19 protein-coding genes and 9 pseudogenes are annotated in these 26,120 nt (G+C 39.1%); 25 read left to right on the top strand and 3 right to left on the bottom strand.

The window, feature by feature from the left end:
• Positions 1-17 precede the first annotated feature (17 nt).
• From map to kimA, 5 genes and pseudogenes are all read left to right on the top strand, one after another.
• Positions 18-866: a type I methionyl aminopeptidase gene (gene map / locus JCM14505_RS04945; RefSeq protein WP_054653334.1), complete on the top strand. Its 849-nt coding sequence runs from the start codon at positions 18-20 to the stop codon at positions 864-866.
• 107 nt (positions 867-973) lie between these two features.
• A pseudogene (locus JCM14505_RS04940) lies at positions 974-1,849 on the top strand (YihY/virulence factor BrkB family protein).
• Between the two features lie 189 nt (positions 1,850-2,038).
• On the top strand, positions 2,039-2,320 hold the full coding sequence (gene groES / locus JCM14505_RS04935) for a co-chaperone GroES (protein WP_054653333.1): 282 nt from the start codon (positions 2,039-2,041) through the stop codon (positions 2,318-2,320).
• Positions 2,321-2,335: 15 nt separating this feature from the next.
• Positions 2,336-3,960, top strand: a pseudogene (groL, locus tag JCM14505_RS04930) (chaperonin GroEL).
• A gap of 102 nt (positions 3,961-4,062) precedes the next feature.
• Entirely contained in the window at positions 4,063-5,898 is a 1,836-nt protein-coding gene (gene kimA / locus JCM14505_RS04925) for a potassium transporter KimA (protein ID WP_054653332.1), read from the top strand.
• 567 nt (positions 5,899-6,465) lie between these two features.
• On the opposite strand, the pseudogene JCM14505_RS04920 reads toward kimA, so the two are convergent.
• A pseudogene (locus tag JCM14505_RS04920) lies at positions 6,466-7,103 on the bottom strand (YigZ family protein).
• Between the two features lie 51 nt (positions 7,104-7,154).
• On the opposite strand from JCM14505_RS04920, the pseudogene JCM14505_RS04915 reads away from it, so the two are divergent.
• The 5 genes and pseudogenes from JCM14505_RS04915 (at position 7,155) to JCM14505_RS04895 (ending at position 13,768) form a co-directional block, all read left to right on the top strand.
• Positions 7,155-8,439 (top strand): annotated as a pseudogene (locus JCM14505_RS04915) (ATP-dependent helicase ComFA).
• 165 nt (positions 8,440-8,604) lie between these two features.
• Entirely contained in the window at positions 8,605-9,099 is a 495-nt protein-coding gene (locus JCM14505_RS04910) for a ComF family protein (RefSeq protein ID WP_054653331.1), read from the top strand.
• Positions 9,100-9,211: 112 nt separating this feature from the next.
• Positions 9,212-9,754, top strand: a complete 543-nt coding sequence (hpf, locus tag JCM14505_RS04905; RefSeq protein ID WP_054653330.1) for a ribosome hibernation-promoting factor, HPF/YfiA family — start codon at positions 9,212-9,214, stop codon at positions 9,752-9,754.
• Between the two features lie 143 nt (positions 9,755-9,897).
• Positions 9,898-11,751 (top strand): annotated as a pseudogene (locus JCM14505_RS09605) (KxYKxGKxW signal peptide domain-containing protein); the annotation flags it as partial.
• Positions 11,642-13,768, top strand: coding sequence for a glycosyl hydrolase 53 family protein (locus tag JCM14505_RS04895; RefSeq protein WP_225352275.1), 2,127 nt, complete (start codon positions 11,642-11,644; stop codon positions 13,766-13,768). The pseudogene JCM14505_RS09605 and the gene JCM14505_RS04895, both read left to right, overlap by 110 nt.
• Before the next feature lie 63 nt (positions 13,769-13,831).
• Here JCM14505_RS04895 and JCM14505_RS04890 read toward each other — a convergent pair whose 3' ends face one another.
• Complete coding sequence (locus JCM14505_RS04890) at positions 13,832-14,050, bottom strand: DUF2922 domain-containing protein (RefSeq protein WP_054653327.1); 219 nt, start codon at positions 14,048-14,050, stop codon at positions 13,832-13,834.
• Positions 14,051-14,064: 14 nt separating this feature from the next.
• Positions 14,065-14,274 (bottom strand): DUF1659 domain-containing protein, encoded by a 210-nt coding sequence (locus JCM14505_RS04885; protein ID WP_054653326.1) that lies wholly within the window; start codon positions 14,272-14,274, stop codon positions 14,065-14,067.
• A gap of 65 nt (positions 14,275-14,339) precedes the next feature.
• Between JCM14505_RS04885 and JCM14505_RS04880 the strand changes: the two are divergent.
• From JCM14505_RS04880 to JCM14505_RS04810, 15 genes and pseudogenes are all read left to right on the top strand, one after another.
• Positions 14,340-14,996, top strand: a pseudogene (locus tag JCM14505_RS04880) (RecX family transcriptional regulator); the annotation flags it as partial.
• A gap of 17 nt (positions 14,997-15,013) precedes the next feature.
• Positions 15,014-15,166 carry a hypothetical protein gene (locus tag JCM14505_RS10555; protein ID WP_439646037.1) on the top strand — a complete coding sequence of 51 codons (153 nt, stop codon included), beginning with the start codon at positions 15,014-15,016 and terminating at the stop codon, positions 15,164-15,166.
• A gap of 69 nt (positions 15,167-15,235) precedes the next feature.
• Complete coding sequence (locus JCM14505_RS04875; RefSeq protein ID WP_054653325.1) at positions 15,236-16,003, top strand: DUF4422 domain-containing protein; 768 nt, start codon at positions 15,236-15,238, stop codon at positions 16,001-16,003.
• Between the two features lie 12 nt (positions 16,004-16,015).
• A pseudogene (locus JCM14505_RS04870) lies at positions 16,016-16,679 on the top strand (sugar transferase).
• A 180-nt stretch (positions 16,680-16,859) separates the two neighbouring features.
• Positions 16,860-17,375 (top strand): hypothetical protein, encoded by a 516-nt coding sequence (locus tag JCM14505_RS04865; RefSeq protein WP_156249844.1) that lies wholly within the window; start codon positions 16,860-16,862, stop codon positions 17,373-17,375.
• A 13-nt stretch (positions 17,376-17,388) separates the two neighbouring features.
• Positions 17,389-17,583 (top strand): hypothetical protein, encoded by a 195-nt coding sequence (locus JCM14505_RS04860; protein WP_054653323.1) that lies wholly within the window; start codon positions 17,389-17,391, stop codon positions 17,581-17,583.
• 276 nt (positions 17,584-17,859) lie between these two features.
• On the top strand, positions 17,860-18,504 hold the full coding sequence (locus JCM14505_RS04850) for a YveK family protein (protein ID WP_054653321.1): 645 nt from the start codon (positions 17,860-17,862) through the stop codon (positions 18,502-18,504).
• Positions 18,505-18,558: 54 nt separating this feature from the next.
• Positions 18,559-19,677 (top strand): UDP-galactopyranose mutase, encoded by a 1,119-nt coding sequence (glf, locus tag JCM14505_RS04845; RefSeq protein WP_054653320.1) that lies wholly within the window; start codon positions 18,559-18,561, stop codon positions 19,675-19,677.
• A gap of 16 nt (positions 19,678-19,693) precedes the next feature.
• Entirely contained in the window at positions 19,694-20,650 is a 957-nt protein-coding gene (locus JCM14505_RS04840) for a glycosyltransferase family 2 protein (protein ID WP_153010980.1), read from the top strand.
• A gap of 74 nt (positions 20,651-20,724) precedes the next feature.
• Positions 20,725-21,705 (top strand): glycosyltransferase, encoded by a 981-nt coding sequence (locus tag JCM14505_RS04835; RefSeq protein WP_054653318.1) that lies wholly within the window; start codon positions 20,725-20,727, stop codon positions 21,703-21,705.
• A gap of 56 nt (positions 21,706-21,761) precedes the next feature.
• Positions 21,762-22,133, top strand: coding sequence for a hypothetical protein (locus JCM14505_RS04830; protein WP_054653317.1), 372 nt, complete (start codon positions 21,762-21,764; stop codon positions 22,131-22,133).
• A pseudogene (locus JCM14505_RS09600) lies at positions 22,112-23,434 on the top strand (DUF6020 family protein). The gene JCM14505_RS04830 and the pseudogene JCM14505_RS09600 overlap by 22 nt, the downstream one beginning before the upstream one ends.
• The gene (locus JCM14505_RS10420; protein WP_369395456.1) at positions 23,391-23,591 is read left to right on the top strand and encodes a hypothetical protein; all 201 of its coding nucleotides are present in this window, start codon (positions 23,391-23,393) and stop codon (positions 23,589-23,591) included. The pseudogene JCM14505_RS09600 and the gene JCM14505_RS10420 overlap by 44 nt, the downstream one beginning before the upstream one ends.
• 23 nt (positions 23,592-23,614) lie before the next feature.
• A pseudogene (locus JCM14505_RS04820) lies at positions 23,615-24,554 on the top strand (glycosyltransferase family 2 protein).
• Positions 24,555-25,110: 556 nt separating this feature from the next.
• On the top strand, positions 25,111-25,872 hold the full coding sequence (locus JCM14505_RS04810; protein ID WP_156249842.1) for a 6-pyruvoyl-tetrahydropterin synthase-related protein: 762 nt from the start codon (positions 25,111-25,113) through the stop codon (positions 25,870-25,872).
• The last annotated feature ends 248 nt before the right edge of the window (positions 25,873-26,120 follow it).

Here is a 26,120-nt window from a genome sequence, read left to right as displayed (position 1 = left end):
AAGAGGAGCAAAGAATAATGATTAGTTTAAAATCAACTCGTGAAATTGATGATATGGCTGCGGCGGGGGCCGTCTTAGCTGGGATGCATCTTGGCTTACGTGACATTGTGAAACCAGGCATTTCCAGTTGGAAAATTGAAGAATTTGCCCGCGAATATTTTAAAGATCGGGGTGCGATTGCAGCGCAAATTGGCTTTGAAGGCTATAAATATGCGACGTGTGTTAGCATTAATGATGAAATTTGCCATGGTTTCCCTCGCAAGCAAGTTACTTTGAAGAACGGGGACTTAGTAAAGATTGACACGGTCGTTGAATACAACGGGGCCTTTAGTGATTCTTGTTGGAGTTACGCCGTGGGAGAAGTAACCCCAGCGATTGCCCAATTAATGGATGTGACGAAACAATCCTTATACTTGGGAATTGACCAAGCGGTTGTTGGTAACCGCCTTGGTGATATTGGGGCCACGATTCAACACTTCACTGAAGATGAACATGGTTACGGTGATGTCCGTGATTTTGTTGGACATGGGATTGGACCGACGATGCACGAAGATCCAATGGTGCCGCATTACGGGGGGGCTGGCAAAGGGCAACGCTTGCGTAATGGGATGACGATTACAATTGAACCGATGATTAACACCGGGACGTGGGAAGCTAATACTGATCATCCAGATGGCTGGACGGCGACAACCATGGATGGTGGTTGGAGTTGTCAATATGAACATACGTTGGCAATTACGAATGATGGACCAAAAATTTTAACTTCGCAAGATCTAGCAGCGGATGCGAAGTACTTATGGCCTGGGTATGCGGATCAATTAGCTGAACATGCGGCCGCAGCGAAGCGGATTGCCCAAAAATATTAAAGAATTTGTTTTAACTGATCAAGGTTATGAAAGAAGCCTTGGTCAGTTTTTTACTTGTGGTACAATTGACAAAGTAATTTTGAAGAAAAAGCGAGATAAAAGCAACAATGCAAGCATGGAAACGACAATTACGGCGGACCTTGAAAGTGTACTGGTATCACTTTAATCAAGCACGCTTATCGTCATCAGCGGCTGAATTGGCCTATTACAGTTTATTATCGATTTTTCCGGCAATTTTGATTGTAGGGAATGTTTTGCCCATGCTAGGGGTGAATGCGAAAACCGTGCTTGGCTATTTACAAACTGGTATCCCAACTTCTGTTTATAAGTTAATTGAGCCGGTAATTACAGATTTTCTCCAACATGGGAGTGGGGGATGCTGACGACAGGGTTGATTGTGGCGATTTGGTCAACTAGTAGTGGTGTGGCCGCCTTTCAGCGGAACGTTAATCATGCTTACGGCGTGGCGGAAGATTTAAATCCAATTTGGAATCGCGTGATTTCGTTCATTTGGATTATCATCGCGTTGATGGTTGTGTTTGGCTTAGTTTTTTTATATGGGATTGGCGAGCAAATTTTACAAGGTTTGCAACCAATTTTTGACTTTAATGTTGAGTATATTCATCGTTTTGCGGCTTACCGGTATCCAGTAGCGTTTATTGGGCTTTTTACCGCCTTAACGCTGTTGTATTATTTCGTCCCCAATGCGAAGGTCCGCTGGCGCTATGTCATGATTGGCGCTTTAGTGGCGACCGTTTTAATGATGGCACTCGCCCGGATTTTTTTCTTATTATAATGTCTTAACCAGTACTCAATTGTCATCTTATCGGACGATTTCGGGCTTTATTCTGATGATGATTTGGCTGGATTTTTCTGGGATGATTATTATGATTGGGGCGACCATTAATGCGACCACCCAGGTTTTAATTGAAGGTGGGATTCAGCAACGCCGGTATTTGTGGGATTTTCTGAATCAAAAATAGCAATCACGAATGGGACAGATTTGAATTCGGTTTCATTCGTGATTTTTATTTATTGGTCAAATTTAGTCAAATCAATTGCATTTTCGAAATAAAATGTTATAGTAATACTTGTAATTAGCACTTGGACACCGCGAGTGCTAAAAATAAAATTATTAATCAATAAAGTTAAAAACTTTTGGAGGGATTATCGTGTTAAAACCATTAGGAGATCGGGTTGTCCTGAAAGCTGAAAACGAAGAACAAACAGTTGGTGGCATTGTCTTAGCAGCCAATGCGAAGGATAAGCCAACCACGGCGACGGTGATTGCGGTTGGTCCTGGCAAGGTCCTTGATAATGGTCAAGTGGCCGCAATGAACGTCAAAGAAGGCGACAAGGTCTTGTTTGATAAGTATGCCGGTAATGAAGTTGAATATAACGGCGACAAGTACTTAGTAGTACGGGAAAGCGAATTAATCGCAATTGTAGATTAAGCAGGAGGAACGAAAATGGCTAAGGATATTAAGTTTGCAGAAGATGCCCGGACCGCAATGTTGCGGGGGTTGATAAGTTAGCAAATACGGTTAAGACGACGATTGGTCCTAAGGGGCGCAACGTGGTCTTAGAACAAAACTATGGTTCGCCAACGATTACCAATGACGGGGTAACAATTGCCCGTTCCATCGAATTAGAAGACCATTTTGAAAACATGGGGGCCAAGTTAGTCGCTGAAGTTGCTTCTAAAACCAATGATATTGCTGGGGATGGGACGACCACGGCCACGGTCTTAACGCAAGCCATCGTTAACGAAGGCATGAAGAATGTGACGGCCGGCGCCAACCCAGTTGGAATTCGGCGTGGGATTGACCGGGCCACGCAAGCTGCCGTCGAAGCTTTAAAGGCCATGAGTCACGAAGTTAAGACGAAGGATGATATTGCTCAAATCGCTTCAATTTCAGCCGCCAACCCAGAAGTAGGGCAATTAATTGCGGATGCGATGGAAAAGGTTGGTAATGACGGGGTCATCACGATTGAAGATTCCCGTGGGGTTGACACGAGTGTTGATGTCGTTGAAGGGATGAGCTTTGACCGTGGTTACATGTCCCAATACATGGTGACGGATAACGACAAGATGGAAGCTAACCTTGACAACCCATACTTATTAATTACTGATAAGAAGATTGCCAACATTCAAGACATTTTGCCACTCTTACAATCAGTGGTTCAAGAAGGCCGGGCGCTCTTGATCATTGCCGATGATATTACGGGTGAAGCCTTACCAACGTTAGTCTTGAACAAGATGCGGGGGACGTTTAACGTGGTAGCTGTTAAGGCCCCTGGGTTCGGTGACCGGCGGAAGGAACAATTAGCTGATATTGCCGTCTTAACCGGCGGGACGGTGATTTCCGATGATCTTGGGATGAACTTAAATGAAGTGACGGTCGCTCAATTGGGTCAAGCTAATAAGGTCACGGTCACGAAGGATTCAACGACGATTGTGAATGGTGCCGGTGACAAGGCAGCGATTGCAGAACGCGTTGATCAAATTAAGCAAGCAATTGCGAACACGACGTCTGATTTTGACAAAGACAAGCTCCAAGAACGGTTAGCGAAGTTAGCTGGTGGGGTTGCCGTGGTTAAAGTCGGAGCCGCTACGGAAACGGAATTAAAGGAACGTAAGTACCGGATTGAAGATGCCTTAAACGCAACCCGGGCCGCAGTTCAAGAAGGATTTGTTCCTGGTGGTGGGACAGCATTGGTTAATGTCATCAGTGCCCTCGAAAATCTTGAAGCCACTGGTGATGAAGCCACGGGGATTAACATCGTGAAGGTGGCCCTTGAAGCACCAGTGCGTCAAATTGCGGAAAATGCCGGCTTAGAAGGTTCCGTGATTGTTAACCAATTGAAGCATGAAAAGCCAGGTATTGGTTACAATGCGGCTGAAGATAAGTTTGAAGACATGGTTGCGGCGGGGATTGTTGACCCAACGAAGGTTACGCGCTCAGCCTTACAAAACGCTGCTTCAGTTTCATCACTGCTCTTAACGACGGAAGCAGTCGTCGCTGAAAAGCCAGCTGAAAATGCTCCGGCCGCACCGGCTGCCCCAGCTGGTGGGATGCCAGGGATGATGTAATTACTTTAAAACATTCTGATTACAAAACGGGTACTCTTATTGACGAGTACCCGTTTTCTTTGTAGAATAGCGTGTGATTTTATTTAAAGGAGAATTGACAACATGTGGAAATTCCTAAAGCGAGCTTTAATCGGGAAACCGTTAAAGACTCTTGATGAGGGACAAGCCAATTTAACCAAGTTTAAAGCGTTGGCACTCTTATCTTCGGATGCTTTGTCGTCAGTTGCGTATGGGACGGAACAAATTACGACCGTCTTAGTTACCTTGTCAGCGGCGGCCATTTGGTATTCACTACCAATTGCGGCGCTGGTGTTAGTTCTGTTAGTTGCAATTACATTGTCGTATCGCCAAATTATTCATGCCTATCCCAGCGGTGGGGGTGCTTATGTGGTGGCAACGACGAATTGGGGTCAAAACGGGGGATTAATTGCCGGCGGATCTTTATTAGTTGACTATATGTTGACGGTAGCCGTTTCGACAACGGCCGGAACCGAAGCAATTACCTCGGCGATTCCGCAATTATTGCCATATACTGTGCCATTATCATTATTAATCGTAGTTGGGATTATGGTTTTGAATTTGCGGGGGTTAAGTGAAAGTGCTAACTTCTTAACGATTCCAGTGTATTTCTTTGTCGTCATGATTTTAGCGATGATTGGTTGGGGAGCTTACAATATCTTAACCGGTCAAGCAGTTTATCATGCGACGGCTTCGTATGGAACCCCAGTGGCGGGGATGAGTTTAGTTCTTTTTATTCGGGCCTTCTCGGCAGGGTCGTCTTCTTTAACGGGGGTTGAAGCGATTAGTAACGCTGTCCCTAACTTTAAAGAACCGAAAACGAATAATGCGGCTAATACGTTGTTAATGATGAGTTTATTGTTGGCCTTCTTCTTCGGTGGAATAACTTACTTAAGTTACTACTTTGGAATTGTGCCTAACCATCAAGTGACAGTACTTTCCCAAATTGGGTTAGCCGTGTTTGGCGGGCATAACTTAGCCTTTTACTTACTTCAATTAGCCACGGCGATGATTTTAGCGGTGGCCGCCAATACTGGTTTCTCGGCCTTTCCAGTCTTAGCATACAACATGGCCAAGGATAAGTTCTTACCGCATGCCTTTATGGATCGGGGGGACCGCTTAGGTTACTCCAATGGGATTATTTCGTTAGCCGTGGGGGCGATGATTTTAATTATCATCTTCAATGGGGAAACGAATATGTTGATTCCGTTGTATGCGGTTGGGGTGTTCGTGCCATTTACTTTGTCACAATCTGGGATGATTATTCACTGGTTCCGGGAACGGGATGGTTTCTGGTTAGGTAAGTCCCTGATTAACTTAGTTGGGGCGGTCATTTCAGCGGCTTTAGTGGTCTTCTTGTTCTGGCAACACTTTGGTGGTGTTTGGCCATACTTAATTATCATGCCATTGTTGTTATGGATGTTTTATAAAATTCACCAACACTATATTAGTGTCGGACAACAATTGCGTATTATGGAAAAGTCAAAGGTCCAATTGCATGATTATGATGGGGCAACCGTGATTGTCTTAGTTGGGAATGTGACCCAAGTAACCAAGGGCGCAATTAATTATGCGCGTTCAATTGGGGATTATGTCATTGCGATGCACGTATCGTTTGATGAAAATCCCGGTAAGGAACATAAGACGGCCAACCAATTTAAGACGGAATTTCCAGACGTGCGCTTTGTTGATATTCACTCATCTTATCGTTCGGTGGCCCAGCCAACGGTTCGGTTTGTGGATGTCATTGCAAAACGGGCGGCCGATCGGAATTACTCCGTAACGGTCTTAGTTCCACAATTTATCCCAGGAAAACGTTGGCAAAACATCTTACATAATCAAACGAGTTTACGGCTTCGGGCCGTCTTAAATTCGCGTGAAAATGTGATTGTGTCGTCATATAATTATCATTTGAAATAGGTCGTGAGCCACGCATTAGGGAAGCCGTGGCCTAACGTAGACAAGGCGTTGGCACTAGCAAAGCTAGGGTCGGCGCCTTTGTCATAGTTAGGCACTAGGCTTCCGCGTGGCGAACGTAGTTAATACCAGGTCGTGAGCCGAGCGTAAAAAGCGACGTTAGGCTAACTTGGAAACGGACGTTGACGTGGCAACACGTCGGCGTTCGTTTTCAGTTAGTCCTAGTCGCTTGCTCGGTGAACGTAGTTACATACAGGTCGTGAGGCGGACGTTAAAACCGCCGTATCATAACGTTGAAACTGGCGTTGACGGATAGCATATCCGTCGGCGTCAGTTTTGCGTTATGACTAGGTGGTTGTCCGCCGAGCGTAGTTACAAATAGGTCGCGAGCCCAGCTATTAAAGCGCCGGTTGGCGTAACGATATAAAACGCGTCGGAACTGGCAAAGCCAGGTTCGGCGTGTTTTTAAGTTAGGCCCTAAGGTGCTACTGCGCGAACGAAGTTACAAAGTTGCAGTGGAAAGTTTCATTATCAATTTAAAACGCCAGTCGAATTTCGACTGGCGTTTGTTTATGGTTGATATAAAATTTCGTGTTGGCGTTCTTCGCCAGGTAAAACAGCGATTTGCCCCCGGAAACGATTGGTAATTTCGGCAGTAAAAGTTTCAACTTGGTCGTTGTCGACGAAAACATAGGTTGTAACGTCCACACCATAATCATCGTGGTCAAGTTCAAAGTGTTCTTGGTTGAGCCAATAGGTTAATTGATCGTGGTTGGCGTAGCTGTGTTGTAAGCCAACAATCGTTTGGGTTACACGTTGGACAATCGTAGCAGCTTCAACGGCTTGAGCAGTGGTACCGCTGTAAGCACGGATTAAACCACCAGCACCAAGTTTAATGCCACCAAAGTACCGCGTGACGACGGCGGCCACATTATGGAGATGATTTTTTTGCAAGACTTCCAAAATAGGAACGCCAGCCGTGCCGCTTGGTTCACCATTGTCACTTTCACGTTGGATTTCATCGCGGTCGCCAACTTGGTAAGCAAAACAATTATGGGTGGCTTTACGATGTTCGTGATTGACAGCTCGATAAAATCAATGGCATCTTGTTCATTAGTTAATTTTTTTAATTGGCAAATGAAACGCGATTTTTTAATGATTACTTCGACCGTAACATCGCCTTGGATTGTTAGATAAGGTTCAGACATAATTGGTTCATCCTTGTTAAAAATACGTATTTATTTAATGAGGTGATTAACATGCAGACACAATTATTTTGGGGCCGCCAACTATTTTTAACCACGCCACCGGCATTTACAACGCAAATGCGGCCAGCGTTGAAAGTCGGAGTGCTGAAAGTTCATTGTCAACGTTGCGGTCAGGCCACGTGGCGGTGGCAAGCAGCTTTACCTCGTCATCAATATTATTGTCCCCAGTGTCTCAATTTGGGTCGCATGAGTACCTTAGGACAATTGTATCATCTTCCGGAGCCAAATCAATTTTCGGTGCCAAACCAGCTTTTAACGTGGACGGGTCAATTGTCACCACTGCAAGCCCAAGTAGCGAAGCGGATTAAGCAGACGATGCAATCACGACAGACGCATTTAGTTTGGGCCGTTACGGGAGCAGGAAAGACGGAGATGCTGTATCCGGCCTTAGTGGCAGCTTTAGAACGTGGGGAACGCGTGGCGATTGCTTCTCCACGGATTGATGTGGTTTTAGAATTAGCCCCGCGCTTACAAGCAGCCTTTTCCCAAGTTGAACAAGTGGTTTTAACCGGACAAACACCGCAATATCGGTATTGCCAATTAACGTTGTGTACGACTCATCAGTTGTTGCGATTTTATCATGCCTTTGACCAATTAATTGTTGATGAAGTTGATGCCTTTCCATATGCGGGGAATCAAGCGCTGTTATACGCCACCAAACAAGCTATTAAACCAACTGGGGCATGCACGTATTTAACGGCGACTCCTGGCCCAGTGTTACAACGCCAAGCTAGGCGAGAACATTGGCAAGTGAGTTACTTGCCGCGTCGGTTTCATGGTCAGCCATTGCCAGAAATTGAATTTCAAAAAATCGATAATTGGCGAGTACGACCATTAGCGCCGCACTTGCAGCAATGGTTAAGGCAGCGCTTAGGTCGACGAGAATGTTTAATTTTTGTCCCGAAAATTGCTGATATTAATCCATTATTGCAAAGCCTACGGTCGCTATTCCCAATGGTCCGCCAAGCTGGGGTGTATGCCGCTGACCCCGAACGAACAACGAAAGTGCAACTGATGCGCCAACATCAATTGGATTGGTTAGTGACAACCACAATTTTAGAACGCGGGGTGACTTTGCCGGGGATCGATGTGTTAGTGCTCGGAGCGGATGAAGGAATTTTTTTCGATTGCGGCGTTAGTGCAAATTGCCGGGCGGGTAGGTCGGAGTGCGCAATGTCCAACTGGAACGGTGTTAATGGTGGGCAGGCATCAATCGGCAACGATTCAAGTCGCGCAAAATGAAATTAAAATGATGAATCGGCGGGGAGGATTTTAAATGTTAAGTCGCTGTGTGCAATGTCAACGGGAGTTAAATCTCGCAACTTGGTGGGGCCAGCGGAGTTTATTGCCATTATGTTCAACTTGTCGGGAGGGGGTGCTGACTTATGGTGTCCCAACTTGTCAGGGGTGTGGACGCACTAGTTCAAGGCAGCCGCTTTGTATGGATTGTCAAGCGTGGCGGGCTCAATATGGGTGGGTACTTCCAAATCGATGTTTGTATCAATATAATGACTGGATGCGTTCATACATGGAACAATATAAATTTAAAGGTGATTATTACCAGCGGCGCATTTTTATGACGGTGTACACAAAGGCAGTGCGAAAGTGTCATGCTCAAATCATTGTTCCAATCCCAGTAACGGAGGCCACGTGGCAAACACGGGGATTTAACCAAGTCTTAGGTTGGTATCAAGGTAATTATCAAGCGTTGTTGCGCCTTAAAATGCGGGATAAAGTTGCACAATCATCGAAAACTCGTCAGCAACGGCTTGCAACCCCGCAACCATTTGAATTGAATCGGACGGTAGATTTAACCGGGAAACGGATATTGTTGTTAGATGATATTTATACGACGGGACGGACGTTATATCATGCGGCGCAATGTCTCCGGACAGCTGGGGCTCGTGAAATTCTCAGTCTAACGTTAGCCGGATGAAAAGATTAGTTGTGAAAACGCTTAACTGTGCGGTATAATATAAATGAAAGATAAGCACCACTTATCTTTCTCGAGCCTTACAATAAGGCTTTGGGTGAAAGGAGAGAGTATTATGTTAAAGTTTAATATTCGTGGTGAAAACATTGAAGTTACTGACGCAATTCGGGAATATGTGGAAAAGCGGGTTGCCAAGTTAGATAAGTACTTAGAACCAAACCTACCAGCCGAAGCACATGTGAACCTGAAAGTTTACTCCAACAAGACTTACAAGGTTGAAGTAACGATTCCATTGCCATACCTTACGTTACGGGCAGAAGAAACGTCTAATGATATGTATGGTAGCGTGGACTTGGTAACGGATAAGTTAGAACGCCAAATCCGGAAGTACAAGACCAAGGTTAACCGCAAGGCCCGTGAAAAGGGAATTAAGGATCTTGAATTCGTTGACACGGTTGATGAAGCAGAAGACGACACGAAGTTAGATGTAGTGCGGACGAAGCAAATTTCCTTAAAGCCAATGGATGTTGAAGAAGCGGCCTTACAAATGGATATGTTAGGTCACGACTTCTTCATCTATGAAGATGCCGAAACGAACGGTACGAGCATCGTTTACCGGCGTAAGGATGGCAGGTACGGTTTAATTGAAGTTGATTAATTGAATAAATTCCTAAAAGTCGGCTTGGCGCCGGCTTTTTAATATAACTGTAATATGGTTGTCGTTGCGTTAGGTGTTTCATTAAGTGTAAAATTAACAAGTAAGACTTAAATTTTGAGGAAGGTAAAAATGGAAATTTAAAAAAACGTTTTAAACTCTATAAGAGTGGTAAAAATTGGTGTATGGCCGCGTTAATGTTTACTGGGGCCAGTACGGGAATTTTTATGAATAATGTTTCAGCGAATGCCGATGATGCAACAGCAACTAGCACGGATGCCAAAACTGAGACAGTCACAGCAAATAATAACGATTCTCAAACAAAGGAAGTCGCGCTGCCGGCAACGGATGCGGCATCAAATAATACTGATTCAGCTAGTGCAACGACGACAACGTCAGCTGATAAGGAAACAACGTCCACTAATAAGGATAACCAAAATCAACTCAGTTCAGATTGGCAAGCTGTTGATGGTGGTTATGTTTACCAAGGTAGTAAGGATGTTAAACAAAATCGTCATTACGAATTATTACCATCAATTAAGGGAACGGGTGAAAACTGGTATTTAATTGATAATGGTAAAGCGCAAAGCGGCGTCCAAGAATGGACTGGTTCATACTGGTACTTTGACCCAATGACGTACTTATTAAGTCAAAAGAAAGATTATGTTAAGTCGCAATGGGGAATGTACTATTTGGTTGGTAATGATGGTCGGATTCAATCTGGCGTCCAAGAATGGGCCGGTAGTTACTGGTACTTTGATCCAACGACGTACTTACTGAGTCAAAAGAAAAATTATGTCCAATCTCAATGGGGTGATTGGTACTTAGTAGGTGATGATGGCCGGATTCAATCTGGCGTCCAAGAATGGGCCGGCAGTTACTGGTACTTTGATCCAGAAACTTACTTATTACACAAGCAACGTGGCTTTATTACTTCGCAATGGGGTGCCAAATATTTAGTTGGTAATGACGGTCGTATTTTATCTGGTGTCCAAGAATATGATGGCAAGATTTATGACATTGACCCAACTACCTATCAATTAACTAAGGGGCGTAATTACAAGCAAGCCCCAAATGGTAATTGGTATCTATTTGATAACGGGATTGCTCAAAGTGGAATTCAAGAATGGGCTGGTAATTACTGGTACTTTGATCCACAAACATACTTATTACGCCAAAAACGTGATTATGTCCAATCTCAATGGGGCTCCTGGTACTTAATTGACGATTCTGGTCGAGTTCAAAGTGGGATTCAAGAATGGGCTGGTAGTTACTGGTACTTTGATCCACAAACATACCTATTACGTCAAAAGCGTGATTATGTCCAATCTCAATGGGGAGCCTGGTACTTAATTGATGATTCTGGTCGGGTTCAAAGTGGCGTCCAAGAATGGCAAGGACAATATTGGTACTTTAATCCATCAACCTACTTATTGACACCAAATTGTGACATTGTTGAACATGGTGTTAAGTATCATGTGAATGGCAGTGGGGTTGTTGAAAATTATGTTGGCCTACCCGAATTAAAACAACAATTACCACAAGTAATTGCGGATAAGTTAAATAATAATGTGACATATGATTGGACTAATGAAAATAATCAATATCGTGAATTAGCAGTTCATGATATGGCGCAACTCATTAGTCAGGGTGACGTTGAAAATAAAATCAGCGTGATTGAACAATTAATGTACAAAAACAACTTGTTGACTGGGAAGGTCGTCAAAAGCCAAATTTTTGATTTAGCTAAGAACCCCTGGGATAAGGATCAATTGGCAGATTACTTTGTGAAGGGAATTAATAGCGACCGGAGTAAGGATGCAATTGTTGGCGTCGGAATTGATTCTAAGAAGAATCAGTTAGCTATTCTATTATTCCAACCAGGAACTAATGAAGTTGCTAAAGAAGTTGCCACAGCTCCAACAAACCCGAAGTTTATGTCAGCGGATGAAACACCAACGAGTCAAAAAAACGGCAGACCAAGTGGAATTGGCTTATAAAACGGGTGGCGAAACGGGTCTCCGGTACGAATCAGTTAAAGTTGAACCAATTAAAGGGATGACCGATGATATGGTTCGTGGGGTTGATATTTCAAGTTACCAATCTTTACTTAATGCCGGTGTGCAATTCTATGATTTTAATGGGCAACCAGCCAGTATCTTTAAGGTTCTAAGTGATGCCGGGGTAAATTGGGTGCGGATTCGCCTTTGGAATGATCCATACGATAAGAACGGCAATGGCTACGGTGGTGGTAACAACGATGAAGCATCATTAGTTAAGATGGCTAGTGAAGCGGCTCAATATGGGTTGAAGACGTTAGTTGACTTCCACTACTCTGATTTTTGGGCTGATCCAGCTAAGCAAATTTTGCCAAAGGCTTGGAGTCAATTGAGTGATACGGACTTAGCGAAGGAAGTTAATCTTTATACTAAGAAAGTGTTAGCTGATTTAAAACGGGCTGGTGCCGATGTGCAAATGGTTTCAATCGGGAATGAAATTACCAAGGGAGCGTTTGGTCAAGTAGCTAATTCAAGCAAGGGTGAAGATTGGAAGAGTATTTGGTTGGGCGATGCAGGTAAACGGTTGACGATGCTTTTATCACAAGCTTCCAGTGCAGTTCGTGAATCTGGTAATAGTAAAATTGCCATCCATATTGAAACGCCAAATGTTGATAAATACCGGCAAATTATGACGGTCTTAAAGAACAATGGGGTTGACTATGATTACCTAGGTACTTCTTACTATCCATTTTGGTGGAATAACTCGGATACTTTGCGTGATGTTGCCCATATGACGGAAACTGAATTTGGAAAACGATTGGTCGTGATGGAAGTAAGTTGGTTGAATGATACGCATGATGCTGACGGAACGGGTAATTCTTTATCTAATGATGGTGGAATAAATAAATTCCCAATCGGCCCACAAGGTCAAGTTGATGTCTTAGCGGATATGTATAAGGCGTTGGTTGATACTGATGGAGTCGGTAGTTTTTATTGGGAACCAGCTTGGTTGCCTGTCCATCCTGGATATGAAAATTGGCAAGAAAATAAAGATGCCGGAAATCAATATGGTACAGGCTGGGCATCAAAGTATGCGGTTGGTTATGCTCCTGATAATGAAATGTACTGGGAAGGTAAACCAACTTGGGGTGGTACGACTTGGGATAATCAATCCTTATTTGATGACCACGGCTATCCATTACAATCGTTAAACATGTACAAGGGATTCTTGCACGGCTATGAAACCCCAGTTAATACGAAAGTCAGTTCAACTGTTACTGCTAAAGTGGGGACGGTGACTGATAATCCGTTGACTGGTGTTGATGTTAATAACCAAACGATTAATTTAACCGGTTTAATTTCCAATGCTGGCCAATTCTTATTACAAGGTCAACCCAATCAAGTGATTAGCGATACTCAATTACAAGCAATTGCAAATGAGTTATTAACGAGTGGCAAGTCTGATTTACAAACGACGGCTAATGGTGATGTTTATCATTTAACATATGAATTAACCGATGCTAATCGGACGGCATTTGTTAAGGATAATCATGGTAAACATTACGGTGATACGTTGAATGTCAGTTATACGACGCAAGTGGTCGTTGATCGCCAAGGATCAGCAACTACTAATCAAGTGACATCACCAATTACAGTTAAAGTGAGTGAAGTTTGGAATGCGGTTAATAACTACACACCAACCGTTGATGGTCTTTTAGCAGTTGGTGATACATTGACTGATCAAGATGTTGATTTAGCTCAAATCAACACGAAGACACTTCAAACGTTATTAACGGGAACGAAAGGTGAGACAGTCACCGCCAGCTATGATCAAATTAAAAGCTTGTTGCCAGGGGCAACGTCAGCCTTAATGGGCACGAAGGATTATGTGACGGCGGATGGAAATCACTATCGGTATGAATTTTGGTTAAAGGACCTTAATCAAGCCGGTTTAAAATATGGTAATCCGTTAGTATTAAGTTACTCTGCTTCTTTAAAGTGGCTTAGCAAAGATTAATAACGAAAGTAAAAGGAGGCAACCCCCAATTTGGGAATTGCCTCCTTTTTACTATGGAAATTTTTAGAAACTCGTTACTGGGTCATCAGTCGTAGTAACGTACTTAGCCTTAACCGGGGTGGCGTAGATAATTTCGTCGCCCTTTTTAAATAGCTCGCTTTGGGAAATTTGTTCCATCGTTTGCTTGACCGTCGCTTCAGCTAAATTTTCGTTGACGTAATTTAACTTCAACGTGTGTAACTTACCTTGGTTACTCTTGAAAATTAAATCTAATACCTTCATAGTTTAACTCCTCTCTATTCGCCGGCTGTCAATGCCGTCACCGTTGTAACTTGGGTAGCAGTGACTTGATCATCTGTTAACGTGGATAATGCGCTAATCAATTGGGTTACTTTTTCGTCATCGTAGTTCTCCACGAGGTAGTTGAACGTTCGCCGGATGGGCTTAGGTTGATGACTGTTCGTGGCGGTTAACGTAAGCTTGTTCGAAGTAAATTGATGTTTCATGATATAATGCTCCTTGAATTTAAGTTTAATAATCACTGGCCAGTGGTTACACTTACTACAACGAAATGGGGAGGCAAAGTGTCAACGTCATGGTAAAAAAAATTACGGCCATTGCAGTTCAAAAACGCCCGGGACGGTATAACATCTTTTTAGATGGGCAATATGAGTTAGCGGTCGCCGAGAGTGTGTTAATCAAATATCGCCTCATGAAAGGAATGGAGCTGACACCGGCCCAAATCGCGGAATTAAAAGTAGCCGATCAAGGGGCGAAAGCCTATCAGCGCACACTGGATTTTTTGTCCCACCAATTACGGACGGAACAAGAAGTGCGGCAAAGATTAGCTAAAGATGAGGTGCCAGCAGACACGATTGATGCAATTATTGTGCGCTTACAAGCTGAACAGCTCTTGGATGACCAAGTGTATGCGGATAGTTACGTGCGGACGGTCATGCGCACGGAATTAAAGGGACCGCAAATCATTACCCAAAAGTTACGGCAAAAAGGAGTGGCGATAACTAAAATTACCCAAGCACTGCAACAATTTACCACAGAACAACAAGTCACAAATGTGACGAAATTAGCTACCAAGCTTCAACGACGTTATCGTAAGGATCCGCAACGCCGGCAGCAACAAAAGGTTCACCAAGGCTTGTTAACGAATGGCTATGATGGGACGATTAGTAATTTGGTCTTGGAACAATTAACATGGCAGGTTGATTCCCAACAACAAACAGACTTATTAACTCAAACTGCGCAAAAAAAATATGGCAGAAAAATCAAAAGTATTCAGATTCGTATGAGCGAACCCTTAAAACGAAGCAAGCTTTAGTCCGCAAAGGCTTCGATTTTGATGATATTAATGCGTGGTTTGCGGAGAATGACCTTGATTAAGTATTTAGTTACCAAGTGATTAATGGTAAAATTAAGGTTACATGTAAATTATGATTTTGGAGTTTGAAAATGGACATTAAAGTTTTAGTGGCTGCGCATAAGCAATATCAAATGCCACAAGATGAAATGTATCTTCCAATGTTTGTGGGTAAGGAGCTCCATCCGGATTCCCCGATTGAATATCAAGGTGATAACAGTGGTGATAATATTTCAGTCAAAAATCCGCACTATAATGAGCTAACGGCGATTTACTGGGCATGGAAGAATTTGAACGCAGATGCTTATGGGTTAGTTCACTATCGGCGGTTATTTACGACGAAGCCAGGCCGTGATTTTAATAATGTTTTAACACATGAGCAAGCGGAACAATTATTGGCTAAGTATGATGTAGTTGTACCAGCCAAACGGCGGTATTGGATTGAAAGTAATGAATCGCATTATCGGCATGCTCATCACAATCGGCCCTTTGATGTGATGACGGAAATTATCGAACGGGATTATCCGGAATATGTGCCAGCGATGAAGCGAGTCTACCAACGGACGTGGGCACATATGTATAATATGTTTATTATGAAACAACGGCCGTTTGATGAGTACTGTACGTGGATGTTTGATATTTTATCCAAGGTGGAACAAGCAGTTGCCACAGAAGTGCAAACCTATTCAACTTATGAACAACGTGTTTACGGGTTTTTAAGTGAATTATTGCTGGACATTTGGTTAGAAACTAATGCAGAATACCAAGTTGTTGAACAACGCTATGCCTTTATGGAATCACAAAATTGGTTCGTTAAGGGGGGCAAGTTCTTGCAACGGAAATTGGTTGGTCATCCATAGATAAGGGGGAGCATGATCATGAAAAATGAGATGTCAATAATTAAGATTGATGATCATGACTTAAACGGCCATCGGTTTTATGATGGTTTTAAACGGGCAATGGATTTTTTTGCTAGCGTTGCTAGGAATTGTCTTGTTAAGTTGGTTATATCTACTGATTGCTATTTTTATTAAATGTGGAGATTGGGGACCAGTTTTTTATTCACAAGCGCGGATTGGTAAAAACGGACAATCATTTAAAATGTGGAAATTCCGCTCGATGGTGACGAATGCGGATGAATTAAAAGCCGACTTGATGGACCAAAATGAGGTTGAAGGGAACATGTTTAAGATGAAACGTGATCCCCGGATTACCCGGGTGGGGGCGTTTATTCGTAAGTATAGCCTCGATGAGTTACCACAACTTTGGAATGTTATGCGTGGCGATATGTCGTTAATTGGTCCGCGGCCCGCTTTGCCCGAAGAAGTGGCTAATTACACAGATTATGACCGGCAACGGTTGCTAGTAATTCCAGGGTGTACGGGTTATTGGCAAGTGACGACACGGAATTCAGCTAGCTTTGCTGAAATGGTTAATCTTGACTTAACGTATATCAAGCGACGTTCGTTTAAATTCGATTTATGGATTTTGGTAATGACGGTTAAAGTAATGTTAGTACCAAATACTGCGTACTAGGCGGTGATGTAATGAAACAGATAAAAAAAATTGTGGCATTACCCAATTAGTGGCCGAGAATTATATCGAGTGGTTTTTATTATTGCGTTAATACAATCATTTTTGGACACTACGACCTTACCTCCTAGTATCATAACTAAATTTTTCCATTTGTTAGGGGTTGGATCAGTTGTTTTTGGAATGGTATTTAAAATCTATGTTTTAGATGAGTGGCGGCCATTACAATATGTGTTAATTACATTAATCCTTGGAGCATTTGCAATATCATTTTTAAAAACAGGGTTAGGTGGGATATTACTGTACCCGTTATTGGTCTTGGGGGCTAAAGGAATTAACTTTAATTTAGTCATAAAAGATTTTTTTAGAATTTCATTAGTTGCACTGTCAATTGTGATGGCCTTAGCAATGCTCGGTGGAATTACTAATTTGGTTTATCATCCAATTGATCGGGCAACTCGTTATTCTTTAGGGATAACATATCCAACCGATTTAGCAGCCCATTCTTTATTATTGCTACTATCTTATTATTATTTACGCTATCGACGAATTCGGGTAGTAGAATTGATTGCCGGATTATTGATTGGAATATTAGTTTATAAGTTAACCGATGCGCGGCTTGATTTTGTGGCTACTATTTTAGCAATTGGATTAATTGCGGCTAGTCAATGGATGGTAAAAAAATCAGCGTTTGGTTAGATTACATGCATTTATGTGGATTACAACGCCATTTATTGCTGGAGTAACTTGGTTTAGTGCTTTTTTCTATAATTATCATATTAAACTAGCTAGTCGTTTGAATGATTTATTATCAAATCGGTTATACTTATCAAAACAAGGATTTGATAAGTATAACATCTTAATGTTTGGTCAAAAAAAATTAAAGAACATGGCTATGGTGGCCTAAAAGGAATGAAGTTATTTAATGGTAAGACAAACATTGAATATTTCTTTTTGGATTCCTCGTACATTAGATTAATCCTTATCTATGGATTGATAATATTTTTGATGGTCATTTTAGCAATGACACTCGTTTCTATCAAAGGTTATATGGCAAATGACTATATTTTATGTGTGATTATATTGGTATTATCAGTAACTGGGATGGTAGAACAGCACTTGATAGAGCTGGTGTATAATCCATTTCTAATTGCTTTAATGGCAACAATAGGGAGTAAACAGAATGAGAAAATACAGTTTAAGTAAAGTAACTAAAATCATCGTAAATAATGTGGCAATCATTATTGCCTCAATGGTTATTTTCGGTGGTTTAATGGCAATTCAAGCGCAACGATCAAAACATACAACATATACGGCGGAACGGTCGATGATGGTTGCAAGTCAATATGACAAGGCAACGATAGATAAGCAAGTTCAAGCTGATTTAAATTTGATGAGTTCTTATAAACAAATTGCTAAAAGTGACGATGTTTCAAAATTAGCTTATAAAAATTTATCAAATAAATTGAAAAAACAATATTCATTTTCCGATATTAAAAATATGATTACAGTTGCGAATGTGGATCAAACATTGGTGCTGAAGGTTAAAGCAACGAGTGATTCACCAAAAGTAGCAACAATTGTGGCAAATCAGGCAGCTGAGGCAGTGAAATATGAATTGCCAAAAATCTCATCAAACGGAGGTGAAGTTAAGCTATTTTCACCTGCTAAAGTTAATGATGTTGAATCTAGGACGACACCATCTACGAAGAAAAAAATTAGTAATTGGATTGGCAGTTGGATTATTGGTTGGAATTGTAATTTCATTTACGTATACAACTTGGAAAGAAGTAATGTAAGCAAGTTTAAACTACTATATCGATTTTGATATGGTAGTTTTTGTTGATTTTAAAATTATTTAGTTAAGCATGAGGAGAAAAACATGACCAAGTATGATTATTTAGTAGTTGGAGCGGGGTTGTTTGGGGCGATGTTTGCCCATGAAGCGGCTTTACGAGGCAAGCGAGTCAAAGTGATTGAAAAGCGAGACCATTTAGCCGGTAATATTTACACGAAGGAAGAACACGGGATTCAAGTGCACCAATTTGGGGCCCATATTTTCCATACGTCAAATAAAGAAGTTTGGGAATACGTGCAACAATTTGCTGAATTTAACCGCTACACTAACAGTCCAGTGGCTAATTACAATGGGAAGATGTATAACTTACCATTTAACATGAACACGTTTAGTGAAATGTGGGGCGTGCGGACGCCGAAGGAAGCGTTGGCGAAGATTAATGAACAACGCCAAGAAATGGCTGGTAAGGAACCACAAAACCTAGAAGAACAAGCAATTTCATTGATTGGTCGGGATATTTACGAAAAGCTAATTAAGGGTTACACCGAAAAGCAATGGGGGCGCAAAGCCACGGAATTACCAGCGTTCATTATTCGGCGGTTACCAGTGCGGTTAACGTATGACAACAATTACTTTAACGATGACTACCAAGGAATTCCCAAAGGTGGTTACACGCAAATCGTGGAAAAGATGCTTGATCACGACTTAATTGATGTTGAAACGGGCGTTGATTTCTTCGATCAAAAGGATGAATACTTAGCTAATTTCCCAAAGGTAGTCTTCACGGGGATGATTGATCAATTCTTTAATTACCAATTAGGGGAATTAGAATACCGGAGCCTACACTTTGAAACGGAAACGCTAAATGAAGGTAACTACCAAGGGAATGCGGTGGTTAACTACACGGATGCCGAAACGCCATACACACGGGTAATTGAACACAAGCACTTTGAATTTGGGAAAGGTGATGAAGATTACACGGTCATCACCCGGGAATACCCAGCGGATTGGCAACGGGGTGACGAACCTTACTACCCAGTTAATAACGATCAAAACAATACCTTGTATCAACAATACCGGGACTTAGCTGCTAACGAAGCCAAGAACGTAATTTTTGGGGGCCGGTTAGGTCAATACAAGTACTACAACATGGATCAAGTCTTAGCGGCAGCATTAGCAGCGGTAAAGGAAGAATTTGAATAAATCAGGTATTAAGGTTATGAATGATAATAACTCTCCGTTGGTTTCTGTAATCGTTCCAGTTTATAATTCAAAATTATATTTGCAAAGATGCCTTGATAGTATATTAAACCAAACTTATTTAAATTTTGAATTAATTATAGTTAATGATGGTTCAACAGATTCATCAAAAGATATTCTTAGAAAATATGTTAACTTAGATGATCGAATTGTAATAATTAACCAAAATAATATGGGAAGAGCAGTCGCCAGAAATACAGGGATAGAAAATGTAACTGGTGATTATATTATGTTTGTTGATAGCGATGATTATGTTGGACCTAATTTTATTTCTGATGCTGTTAAAGCTATTGTTGAAGATACTGATATTGTGTGCTTTGGTATGACGATTAAAACTGAGCAAGAGGATAAGCAGTATATTTCGATTCAAGAAAATAAATCGTTAACAAAAGAAGAAGCGATGCGATTACTTATCAATGATAATTATCTTTGGAATAAAATGTATCGTAAAAGTCTGTTTGATAATGTTAAATTTCCGGTAGGAAAAGACTACGAAGATGTATATATTAATTGGAAATTATTTCATATAGCAAGGACAGTTATAAATTTATCGATTAGTAGTAATTATTTTTACGTTGTACGTAAAGATAGTGTGGTAAATCATCCAACTCCTACTTCAATCATAGACTCATTTGAGGCTAGTTATGAACAATACGAGGCATATCAGAACTATTACCCAAAACTTAATAATGAAATTTTGGATAATATTATTGGTAAAGCAATTAGCTATGTGACGTATCGAGAGTATGGTTTACGTCCTGATTTGGATGATAAAGTTAGACAAATCCTAAAAGATAATAATATTCCAAAAGACTTCGATTTGATTCACCGTTTGTCAATGATGATTTTTAAAGTGTCAGAACCAAGTGCTAATTTGTTATTTAAACTTCGTAAACTATTTAAACGATCAATTTAAATAGTTAGATTTAATTTGGAGGCTTATTTTGAATAAAGTTATCTTGAATGTGTTTGAAAAGCAGGTAAAAAAAGATGCAGGTCCAAAGGCTAAAAACGATATACAAACCATTCTGTCAAAAAAATGGATTTGAATCAATTGAAATCGCTATGGATACATCATCTGTTTTAAGTCGATTATATACATCAATGGTGTCAATACCTAAGTTAATTAAGTCTTTAAAAGATAGTGATGAAATAGTTATTCAGTACCCAATTTATTCAAAGATAATTACTAAGTCGCTATTTAATAGTTTAGACAGTTATTCAGGAAAGTTAATTTTAATTATTCATGATTTAGAAACATTACGTCTTAATTTAGACAATGTAAGTAAACGAGATGAGGAACTGTTTCAATTAAATAACGTTGATGGATTAATTGTCCATACCGATAGTATGAGAGAGTGGCTTATAGACAACGGTGTAACAACGCCAATGGTTGTATTGAATTTATTTGATTATTTAAATCCACAACCAATTATTGATGATTTAGATTATAAAAAGTCGGTTGTTTATGCGGGAAATTTAATGAAATCAGAATTTTTATCAAAATTAAATCCTTCAGGGTATCAACTTGACGTATTTGGTCCCAATCCATTACCTAATTTTCCGATAGGAGTAAATTATCGAGGGGTACGAAATCCAGATGAATTACCAAAGGAATTACAATACAATTTTGGGCTGGTTTGGGATGGATCGACTCCTGAAACATGTGATGGCATGTTTGGGGAATACATGAGATTTAATAGTCCGCATAAGACCTCGCTATATTTAAGTTCTGGACTTCCAGTTATTGTATGGAAACAAGCTGCGATTGCTAAGTTTATATATAATCATAAATTAGGGATTGTAATAGATAGTTTAGACCAGTTATCAAGTGAGTTTAATAAAATTAGCGACAATGATTATCAACAGCTGAAAAAAAATACATTATCTTATGCAATGAGGTTAAGGTCAGGTAGAAATATCATGGAAGCGATTATTCAGCTTGAGAATGTAATAGCGCAGGAAAAATAAATGAGTTTAAATATAAAAAAATAATTTTAAGTTTTGGATGGATAATTTTAACTGTATTGGCTTCGACTCCGTTACAATCATTTTATGAAAGTAATGGCAAAAATAATTATTTGCTTCCACTTATTGTTATAGTTGTTGGTATATTATTAATTTTTAAGGATAGGATTGAAGCTGGTTTTAGTAATCGTAATGCGGTTTTTCAAGTTTTAAATATTATAGCTACGTTTATTTTCTCAACATATGCTGTAATTGGTAATATTTTTAATCAATATGGGCATCTTTATCCTATTAAAAATAAAGTTTATTGGCTAATTATTTTAAGTATAAAAATTATTGCTTGGACTAAAATTGTAAGTTGGTTTGTCAATATTATTGCTGGTTATTACAATAATTATCAAATAAAAAAATTAGTGATGATAGCAAGATAAATTATGTTAAGTGGATATCCATATTATTATTATGCTGGTTACCTTATATTATATTAATTGCTCCAGCTGCTTCAAATCCAGATACTTCTATTCAAATAATGGAAGTAATGGGTGGATCATATATCGCAAGTTTAATTCGGACGGTGTATCCATTTGGTAAATATACAATTCCATCTCATCCACTTGATATTTCAAATCATCACAATTTTTTTATGACTTTATTTTACGGCGGTGTAGTTAAAGGGAGTTTTAAATTATTTCACAGTACAGGAATTGGTTTGTTTATATTAGCTATATTCCAAGTTATGTTATTGGCGTGTGTATTGATGCATACTTTACGGACATTACAATTAGTAGGATTTAGAAAAAAAACTCTACGTATTATTTTTATAATTTATGCATTGTTCCCAATTTTTCCAACATCAGCGATGTATGTTGTAAAAAAATGAAATTTTTGCAACGGTATTCTTGTTATTGCTATCAATGTTAATTCGAGCGACATATTTTTAAAAAAATTATGGAATAATAAAATGTGGATTACTAAATTTGGTTGTTTAGCTTTTATATTATTATTAACACAAAAATATGCAATTTATATTTTACTATTTCTTTTTATTGTATTAATTATTTTCCATCGTGAATGGTGGAAAACTGCAATTAAGTCTATTTTGATACCAATTTTGGTCTTTCATATTGGAATTTCAACTTTTCTGTTTGATTATCTTCATGTTGCCAAAGGAGATCCCATTGAAAGTTATGCAATCATGCTTCAACAAGTGGGAAATACTGTTAAACATCACTCTAATGAGATTCCAAAATATGATCAGGATTTAATTAATCGGGGTTTTAAATACAAAAAAATGGGTGAAGTGTACATGCCTAATCTGGCGGATCAAGAAAAAGCTTTAGCTTATAAATATAAGACGGTAAGCAAAGCAGATGTTAATTCATTTAAGAAGGCTTGGGTGGATTTAGGATTAATGTTCCCAGATACATATTTAGAGGCATTTTTGCATCAAGGTTATCAGTATTTAGATATTACTAGTCCTTCATGGTATATCACAGATTACGATTCAATTGCTGATTTATTACCATTAAGAATGAATGTTTGGTATCAAGAATTTATTAATCCGGGAAAGTACAGTCATCAACCGCACCGTTTGGATAAATATCGTAATCACTTAAGAGATGCATTTGTAAAAAATTCAAAAAGCCCCGGTAACAAGATTAGTATTTCAATCATCTTTTTATATTTGGATGATTATATTAATAGGGCTAATAACAATTTATCGAAATGGTAGATTAATTAATGATGTAATGGTGGTATTGAGCCCAATCTTAATTCAAATTCCGATTTTATTAGTTTCTCCGGTTGATAATTCAGCACGCTATTATATGCCATTGGTATATTCGTTTTTTGTAGTTTTAGCGTTATTGAAGTTTAGAATGAAGGATTAATTATTTTAAATTAGGAGAGTTTCATGGACAAAATTGCAATTTTAATACCTTGTTACAACGAATCTAAAACCATAAAAAAAAGTTGTTTGCGATTGCTTGGATGCAATTAAGGATATTCCGAATTCAAATGTTTATGTTTATGACAATAATTCATCAGACGATACATTCAAAATTGCTCAGAATGCAGGGGCAATTGTAAAACATGAATATAAACAGGGGAAAGGTAACGTTATAAGGCGGATGTTTCGCGATATTGACGCAGAATGCTACATTATGATTGATGGCGATGATACATATCCAGCGGAGGAAATTCCAGCAATGGCTGAATATGTCTTAAATCAAAATTATGACATGGTAGTTGGTGATCGCCTTAGTTCAAGTTACTTTGAAGAAAATAAACGTCTATTTCATGGAATTGGTAATACTGTTGTTCGTGGAAGTATTAATTTGCTATTTAAAAATAATATCCGTGATATTATGACGGGGTATCGAGCGTTTAGCCACCAATTTGTAAAGACGTATCCAGTTATTCCAAAAGGATTTGAAATTGAAACGGATATGAGTATTTTTGCGGTTGTAAATAATTTATCAATTAAAAATCATGTGATTGAATATCGTGATCGTCCAGTTGGTAGTGAGTCGAAATTGAATACCTATTCAGATGGATTCAAGGTATTACGCCTTATCATGACGTTATACCGGAACTTTAAACCACTTCACTTTTATGGTTGGTTGAGTCTAGTATTATTGATAATTTCAATTGGGGTATTTATTCCTAAAGTTTGGTTACCTTATAATTCAACCGGTCAGGTGGCGAATATGCCAACCTTAATTGTGTGCGCATTTGTGATTTTAGCAAGCTTAGTTTCATTTTATGCGGGATTGATTTTAGATTCATTACAACGGAAGGAACGACGTGAATTTGAATTTAGATTGCATCAAATTAAAAGATGGAATGACTAAGTATGTTAGGTTAAAAAAATGATAGAAATTAACAATCTTAAAATCAAAAAAATTATTAAAAAAAATATTTTGTTTATTATTATTTATGTCATCTTAAGTGTTTTATTTATTTATCAAATGGTTAAGTCAGGGGCAATTAATAATGGAGACGATGCTTATTTTCATGTTGAAAGAATTTTAGAAATTCGAGAGAGTTTAAAAGTTGGAAATCCACTACCGTATCTATATTCATACACGAATGGACGAATGGGGTATCCATTAGGAATTTTTTTTATCCAGAAATCACATTAATTCCTATTGCTACAATATCATTCCTGTTCAAGAATATTGTTACTGGAATTTATGTTGGAATTGCAGGATATACTTTCCTAACTTTTATAATTTTTCATTTTGTAATTAAGAAAATAGGAATGTCTAATCGTGCTGCTGTAATTGGGGCAATTTTATATACATTTTCAACATATCGAACAATTGATGCATTTACTCGTTTTGCAATGGGTGAATATTTAGCGATGACTTTTTTTGCCTTTAGCATTTTTTTGGATTTTACTCTATTTTGCACGGTGAGTATAAAGAGTGGAAATATTTATCGATTGGAATGATAGGGATTTTACTTTCTCATATTCTGAGTGCTTTTATTGTTGCATTGTGTATTGCGGTTATCTTTTTATTTTTAATTTACTTTTTAAATGAAAAACTTAAAATTATTAAATCAATGATACTATCAGTAATTGTATCAATCCTTGGATCGTTAATATTCCTGGTTCCGTTTATCGAGCAGTTAATGTTCCAAAAATATAATCGTCCAGCCACGGTTGACGTTTTTGAAAAAGTAGCTAATTTAGATTCTTTATTTACTTATGGAGTAAATAATTCGATGATTCAAATTGAATCTGGCGGTGTATATAGCGTTGGTATTTCATTGATACTTGTTATGTTTGCTGGGGTATTTTATTGGAAACGAGTAACAAATCAAGATCGGTTAATTTATTTAATCGGAATAATTAATTTTATTTGTGCTTCTAAAATTTTTCCTTGGTTTTTATTACAAAATACTCCAGTATCGGTAGTTCAATTCCCCTTTCGATTTTTGATGATTTCAACATTGTGTTTGTCAATCTATGCAGCTAAATTATCCGAACAAATTAAATTTACACAAGATGGATACAAGTACTGTAGCGTATTAATTTTGGTTATTTTGTTCTTTGGATCTTGGGTATCAAGTGTCCATACTTTGTTGCAAACTAAATATTATCAAGAATCCTGGGGAAGTTATTATAATTGGGGGACACCATTTAGTCGTGGAAAATTTTTTTAATGTTAATTCTAATAATGACCAGTACACTCCTAAGATTACCTTGGGTAGTCTAACTGATTTACAAAAGCATATAGGGACTGTAAATGGAAAGAAACAAAAAAATGGTGGTTAAAAGTAAACCAAATCAACAAATTATTGAAATTCCAAATGTTAATGAGAACGAAAAGGTAACATTACCAATTAGTTATTATAAAAATTATGAAGTATATCAAGGTAATAAAAAAAATTAATGTTGATAAAAGTGATGA

Source organism: Limosilactobacillus equigenerosi DSM 18793 = JCM 14505 (assembly GCF_001311375.1).
Classification (GTDB): domain Bacteria; phylum Bacillota; class Bacilli; order Lactobacillales; family Lactobacillaceae; genus Limosilactobacillus; species Limosilactobacillus equigenerosi.
This window is presented reverse-complemented; position numbering and strand designations above follow the sequence as displayed.

Excerpts from the sequence above, each read along its gene's own strand:
- JCM14505_RS04835 (WP_054653318.1), top strand. The coding sequence starts at position 20,725 with ATGCAGGTCCAAAGGCTAAAAACGATATACAAACCATTCTGTCAAAAA.
- JCM14505_RS04895 (WP_225352275.1), top strand. The coding sequence starts at position 11,642 with ATGAAGTTGCTAAAGAAGTTGCCACAGCTCCAACAAACCCGAAGTTTA.
- JCM14505_RS04910 (WP_054653331.1), top strand. The coding sequence starts at position 8,605 with ATGGATTGTCAAGCGTGGCGGGCTCAATATGGGTGGGTACTTCCAAAT.
- JCM14505_RS04875 (WP_054653325.1), top strand. The coding sequence starts at position 15,236 with ATGGACATTAAAGTTTTAGTGGCTGCGCATAAGCAATATCAAATGCCA.
- glf (WP_054653320.1), top strand. The coding sequence starts at position 18,559 with ATGACCAAGTATGATTATTTAGTAGTTGGAGCGGGGTTGTTTGGGGCG.
- JCM14505_RS10420 (WP_369395456.1), top strand. The coding sequence starts at position 23,391 with ATGATTATATTAATAGGGCTAATAACAATTTATCGAAATGGTAGATTA.
- map (WP_054653334.1), top strand. The coding sequence starts at position 18 with ATGATTAGTTTAAAATCAACTCGTGAAATTGATGATATGGCTGCGGCG.
- JCM14505_RS04885 (WP_054653326.1), bottom strand. The coding sequence starts at position 14,274 with ATGAAACATCAATTTACTTCGAACAAGCTTACGTTAACCGCCACGAAC.
- JCM14505_RS04865 (WP_156249844.1), top strand. The coding sequence starts at position 16,860 with ATGGTATTTAAAATCTATGTTTTAGATGAGTGGCGGCCATTACAATAT.
- hpf (WP_054653330.1), top strand. The coding sequence starts at position 9,212 with ATGTTAAAGTTTAATATTCGTGGTGAAAACATTGAAGTTACTGACGCA.
- JCM14505_RS04860 (WP_054653323.1), top strand. The coding sequence starts at position 17,389 with ATGTGGATTACAACGCCATTTATTGCTGGAGTAACTTGGTTTAGTGCT.
- JCM14505_RS04840 (WP_153010980.1), top strand. The coding sequence starts at position 19,694 with ATGAATGATAATAACTCTCCGTTGGTTTCTGTAATCGTTCCAGTTTAT.
- JCM14505_RS04890 (WP_054653327.1), bottom strand. The coding sequence starts at position 14,050 with ATGAAGGTATTAGATTTAATTTTCAAGAGTAACCAAGGTAAGTTACAC.
- kimA (WP_054653332.1), top strand. The coding sequence starts at position 4,063 with ATGTGGAAATTCCTAAAGCGAGCTTTAATCGGGAAACCGTTAAAGACT.
- JCM14505_RS04850 (WP_054653321.1), top strand. The coding sequence starts at position 17,860 with ATGAGAAAATACAGTTTAAGTAAAGTAACTAAAATCATCGTAAATAAT.